Raw genomic sequence first — 15,072 nt, 5'->3', positions numbered from 1 at the left:
CTGCGCGCCGGCCGATGATTCTTATCCTCGACCGACGCGCAGCGGTGGTTATCCGCCAGCCGCCCAGGCCACGAGGTCTTCCATCCTCCTGAAGACAGGTACGCCTAGCTCTTCAATTCCTCGCGCAACATGGCCGCCCATCTTTGGGCCATATACCGCGACACGGGCCCCGCCAGCTGTAGGCAAGACTCGGTCCCGGATTTGCGCAGTCTTGCCGGACCCCTTTCCACTGGCTACCTCAATAACGAAGTCGTCTCCGTAGACATCGTGATCTGACCAGGTTGTTCCATCCTCGCGAAGCGTCTTCCGCCCCATACCCTTCACGAGATCCGGGTGAGCGTCCTCGATGGCATTAGCCACGAAATCCTCAAGAGGGTGCTCACCCTGGCCTGTCCATTTCCCGCAATTGTGAACCAGGACCGGCGTGGTCCCCGCGAGCACATAGTACGTGTGGAGGTCAGCGACGGTGAGGTCGTAGGCGGTCTGAGGGGCGGTGTCGTAGTTCCATACCGTCAGGACGGTGAGGGTTCGGCCATCCGCTGTGCGTACCTCGTCGCCGGGGTGGAGTTCTGAGGCGTTTGTCCAGCGGCGGGTGGTTTCGTCCCAGAAGGGGTGGTGCTGGGTGCTGGTGAGGTTCTCTGCCTGCTGGGATGCGTAGCCGGGGTCGTTGGCCTGCAGGGTCAGGTCGGTGAAGTGCTCATCGTCCGGCGTGCGTATCGTGCGGATGACGGCCTTGGGCTGAGTGTCCCCGGTTACCGGGTCTGTTGCCTGGACCTGATCGCCAACCTGGAGGTCCTCAATGGCTTGAGTCGTACCGTTGGCCAAAAGCACCCGTGTGCCCGAGGGGAAGCTGTGTGTCGCGCCCGCAAGGGCGCACGCCTCGGTTATGGCGCTTTCGGCTTCCTGTACGGCCTTTTCTGCCTTGCCTGCCTTGCCTGCGAGTTGTGCGGCCTTTCCTACGAGGCGCTCGCCGGGGATGAGGCCTGCGAGGTTCAGGGCGGCGCTAGCGTAGTCGCCGTGGTAGACGTCCTTGGCGGCGTCCGTTACGGCTCCAACGGGGGTGAGGCTTACGGCGAGGTCTACGCCCTCCAAGAAGCGTTGCCACTTGGTCTTTTTACCCCTTGTGATCAGCGACCAGTCGTTGCCGGCGTGAAGGGGGTGCTTGGAGTCGCTGAGGACGTTGTCCCAGTAGTCGACGTTCCAGCCGCCCGTGTCATTGGGGTGCCAGGCCTCGTGGATGATGTCGTGTTGGGGGCTTTCACAGGTGCCGAATCCGCCGCAGACTCCTTCGGGGTGGAGCCCGCTGGGGTCGGAAAGGTTGACGGGGTTGTTGTTGCTGTAGGCGTAGCCGTTCCACTGCTGCGGATTGGCGGCGTCGAGGATGGGGTCGGGGTTGATGAAGCGGCCGGTGGTGGGGTCGTATTGGCGGGCGCCGAGGTTGGTGAGGCCGGTGGTGTCGTCCTTGGTGCCGCCGACGAAGCCCTTGGTGCCGGCCCACTGGCCGGCGGTGGGCTGGGTGCCGCGGAGGTTGCCGAAGGGGTCCGTGTCCCGGCGGGTGACCGTTTGGGCGGCGTCGGTGTTGATCTGGACGCTGTTGGTGCCGTGCGGGTCTGCGGCCTGGATGAGGACGGTGCCGCCGCCGATGGGGGCGGTGACGCGGGTGAAGGTGAGGCCGCCTCCTGCGCTGATGGAGCGCACGTTGCTCATGGAGCCGGTGGCGGTGTCGAGGGTGAGTTCGTCGGTGGGCAGGAACAGGGTGGTCTTGCCAGGGCTCCGGCGGATCAGCGGGTTGCCGTCGGCGTCGTAGAGGTAGGTGGTGGCACCGGCCTGGCCGGTCCTGGCGTAGGAGGCGAGCTTGTCCTCGCCGTTCCAGGCCAGGGTGGCGGTGCCGCCGGTGTCGGTGATGGCGGTGGTGCGGCCCTTGGCGTCGTACTGGTAGCTGACGGCCTTGGACCCGGTGGGAGTTGTGGTGGTGGAGCTAAGCAGCGCGTGGGGCCCGCCTGTTCCACCGCCGGTGTTGGGTGCAGCGGTCGGGGTGTTGGTGCTCCCCATCGGTCGGAAGGCCTGGGTTGTGCTGCTGCCCGTGCCGTTTCCGGTGGCGACCGTCGACCAGGCCGCCCACTTGCCGGTGGTCCCGTCCCTCGTGGTCTCGCTGAGCTTGCCGGCCCCAGCGACCGTGACGTTGAGGCCGACCCCGGCCCCCGCAGCGCCGACGGTGGTCAGCGGGGCGATCTGGCCGGCCACACCGGTGACATCGGCCCACTGGGACCAGGACCCCGCGCTGTTGCGCACCACGTGCCATGGCTTGCCCTGGGCGAGTGCGACGACCTGGAGCCCGTCGTCGGTGTTGGCGAGGGTGAGCTGACCCTGGCCGGTCTGAGCACCGCTCAGGACGCCGGTGACACTGTAGACGTCGCCCCAGCCCTGTTCCTGCCAGGTACCGTCGGGCCGACGGACGGTGTGCCAGAGCTTGCCGCCCGCGCCGACCGCGATCTCCAGACCGGAGGCGGTGGCGGACGCTGCGATCTGTGTGGCGGACGACAGCGGGCCGACGACGCTGTAGACGTCGCCCCAGCCCTGTGCTTGCCAAGTGCCGTCCGGCCGACGGACGGTGTGCCAGAGCTTTCCGCCCGAGAAGGTGAGGACCTCAAGCCCGGAGGCGGTGGCGGTCAGGGCGAGTTGGCTGGGGTCCGGAAGGACGCCGACGACGGAGAAGACGTCGCCCCACTTCTGCCAGCTGCCGTCGTCCTGCCGAACGGTGTGCCAGACCTTTCCACCCGCGACGGCCATCACCTGGAGCTGGCCGTTGCTCACCGCAGCCGACACGGCGGTCACGGTCGGCAGGGCGCCGGCCTGGGCCATCAGGTCGGTGTACGGCGAGGTCGACCCGTCCTTGGCCTGGGAACCGAGCCAGAGCGCGCCGTTCGCCAGGGCGACGGACCACGTCCGGGTGCTGTCCGCGGCGCTCGCGACCTGGGTGATCCTGGTCGTGTCGAGTGCCGTCGGCGAGGCCGACCCGTGCTGGGTGAGGCCGGTGCGGTTCCCGGTCGCGTCGTAGGTGTAGTCCTGCCAGTACGGCGACGGACCCCCGAAGGTGTCCGTGCCCGGTCCGGTCGAGGCCGGGCCGGTGGCGTTGTCACAGCCACCGATTCCGGGCACCTTGTCGGAGCTCCCGGTTCCTTGCTGTGTCCCGTTGCTGTCGGTCCAGTCCGCGGTGGTGTGAGTGCCACCCGTGTCGGTCCAAGCCCGCGTGAGGCGCCCGAGGTAGTCGTACGTGAAGCACTGGGTGTCGCGGGCTGTCGCGTTCTGCAGGTTGGTGACCGAGGTGATGCGACCGGACGGTGTGTAGGTGTAGCTCGTCTGGTCGAGCGCGGTCGTCCCGGTCTGGCGGTCGATGAAGGAGTTGATGACCCGGCCGGTGGCCCCGTCGTACTGCTGGCGGGAGACCACCTGCTGGCCGTAGTGGCCCACCGTCGTGCTGACGGGCCTGGCGTACGCGTCGTAGTTCACCTGGGCCGTGATCGCCGTCTTGAGGCTGCTGCCGACGTAGGTGATCAGGCCGGTGATCGTGTACTGGTAGCCGACGGACTCCGCCGGCAGTCCGCCGGCGGCGGGGATGTCGATCTGCTCCAGGGCCCCGATGACCGGCCGGTAGGTGTTGGTGGTGGTGTAGGTCGTACCGAGCGGGTCCTCGGCCGCCGGGACCGTGCCGGGCCGCGTCGGGTCGCTCTTGGGGATGGTGACGGAGGTGCCGAGAGGGCGGTACATGGTGTCGTAGCCGGTCACGGCCTTGACGTACGCCGCGCCACCGGCTCCGCCGACGTAGCGGGTGGAGGAGGTCAGCTGACCGTTGACCAGCGTGTCGTACGTCCACGCCGCCAGCTGGTTCGCGGGAGCGACGCTCCCGTTGTACAGACCGGTCTTGCGGCCGAGCAGGTCGTAGGAGTAGGCCAGGGTGCTGCCGTTGGCGTCGGTGGTGTGGTCGATGCGCGAGTTGACGTCGAAGGACGTCCGGGTCACGCCCGTGTCCGGGTCGGACGCCGACACCTGCCGTCCGCGCAGGTCGTACTCGTAGGTCCAGCTGTTGCCACTGCTGTCGGTCCGCCTGGAGGCGAGTCCGCCCGGCGTGTAGCCGTAGGTGGTGACGTCCGCGTCCGCGGGGTTGCCGGTGGCCGTGGCGGTCCGGTACTGCCACGCGGCGGTGGTGCGGCCTCGGGCGTCGGTCACGGTCGAGGTCGGTGTCGAACCGGCGGGCGGCGTGACATCGGTGCGGTCGGCACCCGGGTAGGCCGTGGTGGTGGACCATTGGACGTTTCCGTAGGACCGGAAGTCCGACCGGACGGCGCGACCCATTCCGTCGTAGGAGGTCGCCGTCTGGCTGGGGATCTGGCCGTCCTGCACGGCGCCCGCGGGCGACGCTACGAAGACCGACTGGCTCGGGAACGAGCTCGCCTCGTAGTAGGGAGCGTTGGTCTTGACGACCCAGCCGTGCGAGTCGTAGACGGTGTCGGTGATCAGACGCCCGACCGGACGGGCGGCGCTGGTGCTCTGCGTCTGACGGGGCCTACCCAGGCCGTCGAGGATGTCGATGGTGGCCGAGTAGGTGCCGCCGTCGTCGTTGAGCGATTCCGTCTTGACGGCGGACGGCTTGTCACTGTTCAGGAAGTAGCTGAACCTCTTGCTCGGCTCGCCACCGGTCGGCCGGTCGGGCGCCCAGACTGCCGTGATGCGGCCCAGGGCGTCGTACTGCGCGGTGGTGACCCTGCCGTTGATGTCCTTGCTGGTCAGTGGTGAGCCACGGGCCGGGTCCTGGGTGACGCTGGTCGTCCAGGCGGCGCCCATCGGGCCGGTCGTGCGGACCTCGGTGGGCAGAGCGCCGGAGGCCGGGCTGAGGGCGCTCGTGGTGACCGCGGGGGTGACCGACGGGCCGGTCAGCTGGGTGCCGTCGCCGCCGTAGGTCGACCCGTCGGTGGTCGACGTCGCCAGGCTCCGTCCGTAGGCATCGAAGGTCGAGCTGCCGCCGTGGACGTAGACGGGGTTGCCGCCCTGGTCGAAGTGGTCGAGGACCTGACCAGTGGTCGGATCGCCGACGGTACCGGCTTTGCCGAAGGCCTTGCCGTCGTAGAGGGTGCGGGTGCCGGAGACCGTGTTGGCAGCGGCGGGTGAGGAGCCGCAGGGGCCCTGGATGGTGACTCGCTCCGCCACGAGGTTGAGCAGCTGCTTGTTGTCGCTGTCGGCGTACCTGGTGGTCGTACAGGTCTCGGGGGTGGCGGCGGTGCCGTCCCCCTTGTCGTCGACCGTGATCACGCGGTTGCCGCGAGCGGGCTCGGTGGTGGTGACGACGGTGGTCGTTCGTGAGCCGCCGTCGGCCAGTCTGGCCGTGGAGAGCGCGGTCGTCCGGGAGTCCGCGTACCGCGCGTAGATGTTCGGGGCGCCGGCGCTTTGGGCGTGGGTGGAACTGATCTGCTGAGCGTCGGGATCGGGGGTGGGAGTGCTCCCGGAAACCGTCTGTACGGTGCCGCCGGCCTTGTCGAACACCTCGGTGGCGAGGACCTGGCCGCTTCGCCAGTCGCTGTCGGTGACCGTTCCCCCCAGCGGGTTGGCGACCTGCACGCCACGCCGGCTCTTGTCGGCGAGATAGTCACCGTCCATGCCGCGCAGGTAGGTGACCTTCTGCTGGGTCTTCGGCGCCTCGCCCGTGAACTCACTGCCGGTGGTGACGGTCACCGACTGGTAGCCGCGGAACTGGTCCCAGGTACGGGTCTTGGGGTCGGTGAACTCGGCGTCGTTGCGGTGCCAGGCGGCCCCGGCCGCGTCGTACGTGTACTCGGTGGTCTTGGCGAGCGGGGAGGCACCGGTGGTGTCCTGCTCGGTGACGGTCCTGACCAGGTACTTGTTGAACCAGTCGTCGACCGGGTCCGGGGAAGACTGACCCGGCAGGTACCACTTGACCGGCATGCAGGCCATCGTGTTCCGGTCCTCGGAGACCGGCATGTGGTTGTTGTCGCGCGAGCACTCGACGTCGCCGTAAATGACGTTGGTCCGCCCGCCGGTCTCGGTCGTCAGCCCGGTGAGGCGCGGCCGCTTGTACCGCAGGCCGGTCAGCTTGTTGCCGTCGACGCGGTTGTCCTTGAACTCGTACTTGAACGTCACCGCCGGAAGGTTGGTGATTTCCGCCTGGCCGTTGCTCGGAATGCGCTGGACGGAGTCGAGCTGCAGCAGCCGGCCCGTCATGTCGCCCGGGTCGGCCAGGGTCTGGTTCAGCTTCCAGGTGTCGACGGTGCGGTAGTCGGAGTTCACCAGCACCTGGGTGGCGATCTGGGACAGGCGCTTGGTCGTGAAGAAGGTCGGTGCGGAGGTCGCACAGGAGCTGCTGTCACATATCTGATCGACCGGGACGTCGGGCCAGGCGGTCGGATGGGTGGCGCGCTGGTCGGCGCTGCAGCTCGGGGTCAGCGAGGGATCACAGCGTTCCTCTTCCTGGAAGAGGATCTTGGCTGCGGGCTTGAGAACCCCCTTGGCGGCCTTCTGGTCGTCCAGGCGCTGGCCGTAACCGATCTCCTTGATGTAGCCGGCCCGCTGATAGTCCGTGGCGGTGCCGCCGGTGTTGCCGCTCTGCCCGCGGCCCCGGCCGTACTTGTTGCCCTCGGTCGCGTACTTGTAGGTGGTCAGGTTGCCGCGGGTGTCGACCACGTAGTCGAGCTGCCAGCGCCAGGCCATCTGGCACCACGAACCGTTCCCCGTAGCCGAGTTGAAGCACGGATCGCCGCTGTTCGGCGAGTACACCGGCGTGGTCAGAACGGAGTTGGCGGCCGGGTCGCTGCCGTCCCCGCCGGGAAGGTGGTTGCGCCCGAAGTAGTACTGGATACCGTCCGGGGTGGTGATCCGCCAGTACTCCATGTCCCGGTAGTCGGTGTCACCGGCGGACTTCGGCGCTCCGGTGAGCTGTTCGACCGTGGAACCGTCGTCGTCCTGCAGGTGCCAGACACCGTCCTTGTCGCCGCGCACGATGGTGCCGGAATGGCCGCCGAAGGACACGGTGGCGTTCTGACCGCCCCAGCACTGGTCGGCGGAGCCGGGGATGCCGGCCTTGTCGCAGCCTCGGTAGGAGCGCTCGATGAAGCCGGGCTCGTAGCCCCAGCCATCGCCGATCCACGACGGCTGGGAGTTCGTCGCCGAGGTCTTGCCGTCGACCGCCGCCGAGTTGTAGCTCAGGCCCACGGCCGGCGCGGCGCCGCCCAGGGGCGGCGGGACCTGGATCGGGTAGGTGTAGGTGAAGTTCCCCACGTTCGTGCCCGAACCCCATGCCGCGGAGGGCGAGAGCGGGGTTGCGGAGTAGTTGCCCAGGGGACCGTTCGGTGCGGGGTCCGCGCCGAGCAGCAGCGCCTGGCTCTGCGCAGCATCCGCCGCTCCGGCGGAGGCGCGGTCAGCCGTGAACCCGGCCTTCACCGTGCCGTTCTGGTTTGCGGTGGTCGCACGCACGGTCGTGGCCGGCAGCACGACATCGGCCGTGATCTGGCCGTCGCCGTCGAGCTTGGAGGGCACCGGCGTCTTGGTGCGGCACTCGGGCCGCTCCGGGGTTGTCAGACCACAGGCGGGGAGAGCGACGAGAACGGCGCGGTCCGACCAGTCGGCGGCCTGAAGGGCGTTGAGGTCCAGCGTCACCCTGGCCGTACGGTTGCCCTTGTCGGAGGGTGCTTCGGCATCGGACAGGGCGACGACCGGGGTGGTGACGCCGGCCGCCTTGGACTTCTCCTGGGCCGTCACCTGGACGGTGACCTTGTGCGCGCTCTCGCCTGCGCCGGTCCCGGGCGCGACCCGCACCGCCAGGGCTCCCGCCGTGGCGCCGCTATCCCCGCCCGAGGCGGGCGAGGCCCCGCCGGTCGCGGAGCGCGCGGCCTTCGCTTCGGCGCCGTCGGCACCGACCGTGACCGTCTCGGTCCCCGTGACCAGGGGCTTCGCGATCTTCGACGGCTTCGAGGGCGGTTGAGGGGCCGACTGGCGGGCAGGCGTCGCCAGATCGTGACCCTTGACCGGGACGGTGTCGCCGCCGTGCGGACCGTTCGGCGGGGTCCAGACCTTCTCGTCCGGCTTGGGGAAGGTCCATGCCGCTGCCGGCGGTACGGCGACTCCCGTCATCGCCAAGGCGACCGCCGTCGCCACCAAGGGAGACCGCCAGCGGCCTCCTGGTCGTCTCCCAGCCCGTGTGCGGGCAGGCCAAAGCCCCACTGAGACAGCACCTCATTCAATGTCGACACAACGTCATATGGACAGACTCGTCCGATGATCGAGGTGACGATAGGTGACGAATCAACTGCGCTGCCAGACCGTTCGACCACCATGCATGAGATTTTTGTGAACTCGTGACCTGGTGGCCCGGCCGAATCCCGACATGTCCGTGCAAGGCGTCAACTGGTTTGACGCTCTTGCTCAACAGGGCCCATCGTTCCGACCCGAACGTCATCCCGATGACGGGACCTCGACGCGGGAAGGACCACAGAATCGATATGTCCGTCATTTCGCACCCGATAGTGCACACACTCCCTCCCCCCAAACGCCGGCGCGGCGCGGGGCTGACCGCGCTCGGAGCGAGTCTCGCCGTGGGCCTCAGCCTGCTGGCCGCACCGGTCGCCTCCGCAACGGGCGCAACCCCGCCGCCCACCACCCACGGGCCGACCGGCGGAATCCCGAAACTCGTGCCGTCATCCCCTGCGCCGCCGCGAACTCCGGTTCAGCAGGCGATGATCGACGCCGTTGCCAAGGCCAAGTCGACCGGACAGCCTGTTGTCGTCGACGCGATGACCGACGAGGCGTCGAAGACCGTCGCGAATCCCAACGGCACCCTGACCACCGTCGACAACTCCCAGCCGGTTCGGACCAAGCGCGACAACACCTGGACCGATCTCGACCCGACGCTGAAGCCGAACGCCGACGGCAGCGTCAGCCCCGCTGTAGCGAGCATTCCGGTGTGGTTCTCCGGCGGCGGAACCGGGCCGATGGCCACCATCTCCACCACGGACGGCAAGAAGCTCTCGGTGGGCGCCCCCTTCGCCCTGCCCAAACCGGTGCTGAACGGCGCGACCGCGACCTACCAGAACGTGCTGCCCGAGGTCGACCTCCAGCTGACCGCCCTGCCGGTCGGCGGCTGGCGTGACGTGATCGTCGTTCGTACCCCGCAGGCCGCTGCCAACCCGGCCCTGAAGAGCCTGCGCTTTCCGATCACGGCTCAGGGGCTGACCGCCGGCTCCGGCGAGCACGGACAGATCGACGTGAAGGACGACACCGGTGCCGTGCGGTTCCGTTCGCCGGCGCCGCTGCAGTGGGACTCCTCCACATCGGCCTCCGGTGCCAAGGTCGCCGTCCCGCAAGGCACCAAGGTCGCCGCATTCGCGGCGGCACCGGCAGCGGACCCGACGGCTTCCGCCGACGCGCCGTCCACTGCGGAGGCGCCCGGGGACGGCGCCATCGTGGCGGCGATAGGCAGCCGCGTGTCCGGCGGCGCGATCGAACTGACCCCGGACCAGAACGCCCTCGGATCCGGCACGGGGCCCTGGTATCTCGACCCGACGCTCACCGCAGTGACCAGCTACACCGAGGCGTCGGTCGAGGTCCAGGAGAACCATCCGACCGCGCCGAACCTCAACAAGAAGTCCAACCTCTCCACCGGATTCTGCGGTTACCGGAGCAGCGACCCGAACCTGGACTGCAATCCCTTCGGCCGTCAGCGCGCCTACTTCCAGTTCAAGGTCAATGCGGCGATCTACACCAAGGTCCCCGGCGCGGAGTACCCGCCCACCGTCTTCACCTCCACCCTCAACGCCCAGGTCAGCAGCGCCGCCAGTCCCAGCACCCCGACCGAGCTCGGCGTCTACTGGGCCCCGACCGGCATCGGCGAGGGCACGACCTGGAACGCGCAGCCGTGCGGCACGAACGGCAATGTCATCATGGACGGCTGCTCCTTCGTCGGCAGTCAGACCATCACCGGGACAGGTCCGTTGACCGTCGATGTCACCGACGTCATGAAGCGGGCGGCGTCCGGCACCTGGCCGACGTGGACCATCGCGATCGCCCCTCGCGCCACCGAGTGGGAGAAGCTCTACCGCCACGCCATCGCCAGCAACCCGGGCATCGTCACCACCTACGACATCACTCCCACCGTCTGGTACCCGCGTACCAGCCCCGCACCCGGCTTCGCCGACACCGGGACCACGGCCGAGTGCAACAGCGGCGGTGCCAATCCCTGGGACAACCCGGGCTGGGTCGGCAACAACCTGAACCTCTACCTCACGGCCAACAGCTACTCCCCGGCCGGGCAGTCCCTCTACACCGGCTACATCATGTGGGACGACAACGACTCCAACTTCCGGATCGAGCAAGGAAACTGGGGCGGGTCCTACAACGACCCCGCGCCTTCGATCGCGGTCGGTTCGCTGTCCGACGGCCACCAGTACGGCTGGCTCGCCCGGTCCACCGACACCATCCTCACCTCGCCCGACAGCGCCTGGTGCTACTTCCGGGTGGACCGGACCAACCCGCGCGTCAGCATCAGCTCCACCGACTTCCCTCCGTCCGGAACCCCCAACCCCAGCCCCACCAAGTACATGAACGACGAGGGGTCGTTCACGATCAACGCGGAGGATCCGGCGCCCGGACCGGGCCTGCAGGCCTCCGGCATCGCCTGTGTACGCGTGAGCACCGATCCGACCCCGGTCGTGGGCTGGCAGTGCAAGCGGGGCGAGACCTGGACCCCTGGTGACGGCCCCTACAAGTACCAACCCCGCCAGTGGGGGACCAACACGCTCTACGTCCAGGCCATGGACATCGCCGGCAACTACAGCCAGCCGGCCGTCTACAACTTCTACGTCCCCTGGAAGCCGGGCACCCAGCCGGTGTTCGGCGACATCGACAACGATCAGAAGCCCGACATCCTCACCGCCGACAAGTACGGCGACCTTCGGATCATCGGCGGCATCGCAGACCCCGCATCCTCCCTCGCGGCCCCGGCCTCGTCGGCTCCCGGCAAGAGCGAGGGCAACACGACCTGGTCCGACTTCCAGATCAGCCACCACGGCGCGCTCCCGACAGATCAGGCCGTCGACCAGCTCGTCGCCCACTACACCAAGGACGCGGTACCCAGGCTCAAGGACTTCCTCTACCTGGTCCACAACGACGGCGCAGGCCGTTTCGACAGGACCCCGGCCACCTCGCTGGATCGCCCGGGAAGCTGCATCAGCTACGGCACCGGGAGTCCGTGTCCCAGCTACACCGGCGGCGTATGGAGGAACGTCTCCCAGGCGGTGGCCATCGGCAGTCCGGAAGGAGAGGCCATCGGCGGGGCGGCCTCCGATCCGAACCGCAAGATCATGACGTCCCAGACCTCCATCCTCACGGTGGAGACGGACAACCCCGCCGCGGGGCCGAGCCTCTACCTCTTCCGGCCCAACGCGACGGGCGCCAAGCTCGACGGCACGGCAACGCTCATCCCCACGCTGAGCGGCAGCTGGGCCGACTACGAACTCCTCACCCCGGGAGCCGCCAACGGCGCAACCACCAGCCCCAACCCCGGCTCCTCACCCGTCAACCAGACGACCGTCTGGGCCAGGCACCGCACGAACGGCAACATCTACGCCTACGCACTCGGCTGGAAGCCCGACGGAACGGTCGACTACTCCGCCCTCAGCCACCCCGATGCCGGATTCCTCATCCTCTCCGGGGCCAACTGGACCACCGCGGACCAGCCCCGGGTCGGTGCCGCCGATCTCAACAACGACGGCTACCCCGACGTCTGGGCCATCGACAACAACAACGTCATCACCGTCTACCCCGGTGTGAGCACCAGCGGTACCCCCAACAAGGTCGACGGCTTCAGGCCGATGCAGCTCCTCGGCTCCGCCGACGCCAGCGTCTCCATCCGCTCCAACCAGACGGGGTACTGTGCCGACGTCGAGGGCGGCCCACGCAGTGGCGCGGAGGTGACGGTCTACGGTTGCTGGCAGAGCGTCAACCAGCGCTTCAACCTCGCATCCGACGGCACGGTTCGGGCCGGGGGCTACTGCCTCTCCACCAAGGACAACGCTCTCCTCGACGGAACCCGCGTCATCCTCGCCGACTGCGACGGCAGGACCGGCCAGAGGTGGACCGTGCGTCCCGACGGTCGCATCTACCTCCCCGCCACCATCGACCCTGCCACCAGCCCCTCCGGCAGGTGCCTGGAGGTCCCCAACGGGGCGACTGATCAGGGCGCTCGCCTCGACATCTCCAACTGCCCCGGGCTCCAGGCGAACCAGCAGTGGACCCTGAACCCCGAACGCACCCCGTGACGTGCCGACCGAGGTGACGTAGCAGCGGGAAGCCGGGTCGCGGTAGCGCGACCCGGCTTCCCGGCCAACTGCGCGGCGGCCCGGGAAGTTGGGGTGTGCGGACGGGATCAGCGGGCGGCGGCGGCGTTCCGGGAGTCGCGGTTCTCGTCCTGGTCCTGGTCGTCGTCGTCCCAGCCGTCGCTGCGGTCGCGGTAGAGGGTGAAGCGGTCGTAGAGGACCGGCGTCGGGAGGGGGTTGGCGGCGGTGGCCGGGACGGAGTGGTAGTAGCTGACGGTGATGGTGGTGCGGCCGCCCGGGAGCAGGCCCGGGTCGACGTCGAACACCGCGACGCCGTACGGGAAGTGGGTGTCCGGGTCGGTCACGGCCGACCAGTGGGCCTTCTCCTTGGCGTCGGGGTCGGCCTTGAAGGTGAGCCGCTGGGTGCGGACCGAGGCCTGCCGCACGCCGTCCGGGTCGGCGGGCAGGTAGACGTCGTCGTGTCCGGCCGTGCCTCCGCCGCCGAGGATGAGGTGGACGGTGCCCTGCGAGGTGTCGATCTGCCGCAGGTCGTCGTCGGCGACGGCCGGGGTGAGCAGGCCGCCCGGTTCGGTGCCGCGCACCGGGTGGGTGCGCTCGTAGTCGTGGTCGTGGCCGGCCAGGACCAGGTCGACGGAGTAGCGGTCGAGCAGCGGCAACAGCTTCTCGCGGATGCCCATGTCGCCGCCGTGGCTGGCGGCCGAGGAGGACATCGCGAACTGGTGCAGGTAGACCACGATCCAGTCCACCGAGGACCCGCCCCGGGCGCGCGACAAAAGCCGCTCCAGCCAGCGCAGTTGGGCGCCCTCGCTGTAGTCGCTGATGTAGATGGAGTGCCCGGTGGCCGGGTCGATGCTGGCGTCGTCCTCGACCGCGATCTCGTTGCCGTCCAGGCTGACGAACAGCACCGAACCGACCTGGAAGCCGTACCAGTTGCCGCAGTGGTCGCGGGTGCCGTTGTCCGGCAGCTCGAAGCGGGTCAGGTAGGAGGCGTACCCGAGGTCCCCGCCGCCGGCCTCGACCTCGTGGTTGCCGGGTGTGGGCATCCACGGGCGGTTGGCGGCCGACTTCGCCATGTTGTTCATGAACGCGTTCCAGGCCTGCGGCTGGAGCTGCGGGTTGTTGTTGGCGTACGCGAGGTCGCCGTTGAGCAGGTGGAACAGCGGGTCGAACTGCTCGACCTGCCGGACGGCGGCCGCGCCGTGGATCGAGGACTTGGCGAATACGTTGTCGCCCGTGCCCAGGTCCCCGAAGCTGGTGAAGCGGAACGCGGCCCGGCCGCGCGCCGGCGCCGTGCGGAAGGTGCCACGCACCGGCTCGGCACCGTCGTGCAGCACCTCGTAGACGTAGGTGGTGTCGGGGCGCAGGCCGTTCAGCCGGGCGTGGTGGGTGAAGGTCTCGACCTTGTTAAGGCCGTCCACGTAGCTGCGGCTGCGCGCGCCGACCGTACGGCCCGCGCCCTCGCGCGGCGTCCCGATCCGCACCCGGGGGCGGTTGACGCTCGCCGCCGTCGCCCAGGAGACGGTCATCTCGCGGGACGGCTCGTTGCCCCACTGGAGGTGGACCTGCTCCGGCCCGGGGGTGCCGGCCACCGCGGGCTGGGTCCACAGCAGGGTGGACGCGGGCAGCGCGGCGAGCGTGCCGACCGCCGTGGCGGTGCGAAGGACGCTCCTGCGCGAGGGATGTGCCGAAGGGTGTGCCACCACTGCCGCCTCCTGGGCTCCGGGAATCGCCGAGGAGGCTCCCAGTCCCACCGCACGCCCGGGCGACTTCGGACGGTTCCCACGGCGAACGGCAGTTGAACGACCGTGACGACCGTGACGACCGCGCGGCACGTACGGCCGGTTGGCCGCGGGCCGCCGGGGTGGTCCGGGCCTGCCGTACGGGTGACCCCACGGACGTGTCGGCGGCGGGGCGCCCGGCCGGTCGTGCGTCGGTGGGAGGGCGCCGACTTCGGACGGCGCAGGCCCTGTCCCCGAACCTGAGAGCCGCCCATGCCTGCCACCGGTTGTCTCCGCCGCCTCGTCCCCGCCGCGCTCTGCGCCCTCACCGTGGCCCTCGCCGCCGCCCCCGCGGCCCACGCCGCACCCCCGGGCCGCAGCACCGGCTCCGACCCAGGCCGGGCGGAGGACAGCCGGGCGAAGGAGAGCCGGCCGCAGGACAGCCGGCCCCAGGACGGCCGGTACGACTGGGACAACGTGGCGGCCTGCGAGAGCAGCGGCAACTGGCGCGTCAACACCGGCAACGGCTACTACGGCGGGCTCCAGTTCGACCAGGCCACCTGGCGCGAGAACGGCGGCCTCGGGTACGCCCCGCGCGCCGACCTCGCCACCCGCGAGCAGCAGATCGCCGTCGCCGAGCACCTCGCCGAGCACCGCGGCCTCTCCCCCTGGCCCGTCTGCGGCGCCCGCGCCACCCGCAGCCACGACCGCGACGCCGCCGTCCTCCCGCCGCCGGCCGTCGCGCCGAAACACTCCACGACGCCGAAACCCGCCGCCGTCCTCCCGCCGTCCTCTGCCGCGTCCTCCGCCGCGCCGACCGCCGCCGAGGACGGCACCTGGACCGTCCGCGACGGCGACACCCTCACCGACCTCGCCGAACGCCTCCGTGTCCCGGGCGGCTGGCCCGCCCTCTACGCCCTCAACCGCAGCACCATCGGCGAGGACCCGGACCTCATCCAGCCGGGCACGGTCCTGGACCTCCCCGCCTGAGGCCCCGCCCCCTCCGAGCCGCCGCC

At 69.6% G+C, this 15,072-nt stretch carries 4 protein-coding genes; 2 read left to right on the top strand and 2 right to left on the bottom strand.

Features of this window, described 5'->3' with window-relative positions:
* Positions 1–48 precede the first annotated feature (48 nt).
* Positions 49–8,139, bottom strand: a complete 8,091-nt coding sequence (locus BX285_RS38460; protein ID WP_259470727.1) for an RHS repeat-associated core domain-containing protein — start codon at positions 8,137–8,139, stop codon at positions 49–51.
* Positions 8,140–8,741: 602 nt separating this feature from the next.
* Between BX285_RS38460 and BX285_RS17730 the strand changes: the two genes are divergently transcribed.
* Positions 8,742–12,320 carry an RICIN domain-containing protein gene (locus tag BX285_RS17730; protein ID WP_121175646.1) on the top strand — a complete coding sequence of 1,193 codons (3,579 nt, stop codon included), beginning with the start codon at positions 8,742–8,744 and terminating at the stop codon, positions 12,318–12,320.
* Between the two features lie 107 nt (positions 12,321–12,427).
* Here BX285_RS17730 and BX285_RS17725 read toward each other — a convergent pair whose 3' ends face one another.
* Complete coding sequence (locus BX285_RS17725) at positions 12,428–14,038, bottom strand: metallophosphoesterase family protein (RefSeq protein ID WP_147465182.1); 1,611 nt, start codon at positions 14,036–14,038, stop codon at positions 12,428–12,430.
* A gap of 291 nt (positions 14,039–14,329) precedes the next feature.
* Between BX285_RS17725 and BX285_RS39235 the strand changes: the two genes are divergently transcribed.
* The gene (locus BX285_RS39235; RefSeq protein ID WP_121175644.1) at positions 14,330–15,046 is read left to right on the top strand and encodes a transglycosylase family protein; all 717 of its coding nucleotides are present in this window, start codon (positions 14,330–14,332) and stop codon (positions 15,044–15,046) included.
* Positions 15,047–15,072 lie beyond the last annotated feature (26 nt).

Source organism: Streptomyces sp. 1114.5 (genome assembly GCF_003635085.1).
GTDB lineage: Bacteria > Actinomycetota > Actinomycetes > Streptomycetales > Streptomycetaceae > Kitasatospora.
This window is presented reverse-complemented; position numbering and strand designations above follow the sequence as displayed.

Coding starts and splice junctions, on each gene's coding strand:
- BX285_RS17730 (WP_121175646.1), top strand. CDS start 8,742: ATGATCGACGCCGTTGCCAAGGCCAAGTCGACCGGACAGCCTGTTGTC.
- BX285_RS39235 (WP_121175644.1), top strand. CDS start 14,330: ATGCCTGCCACCGGTTGTCTCCGCCGCCTCGTCCCCGCCGCGCTCTGC.
- BX285_RS38460 (WP_259470727.1), bottom strand. CDS start 8,139: ATGACGGGAGTCGCCGTACCGCCGGCAGCGGCATGGACCTTCCCCAAG.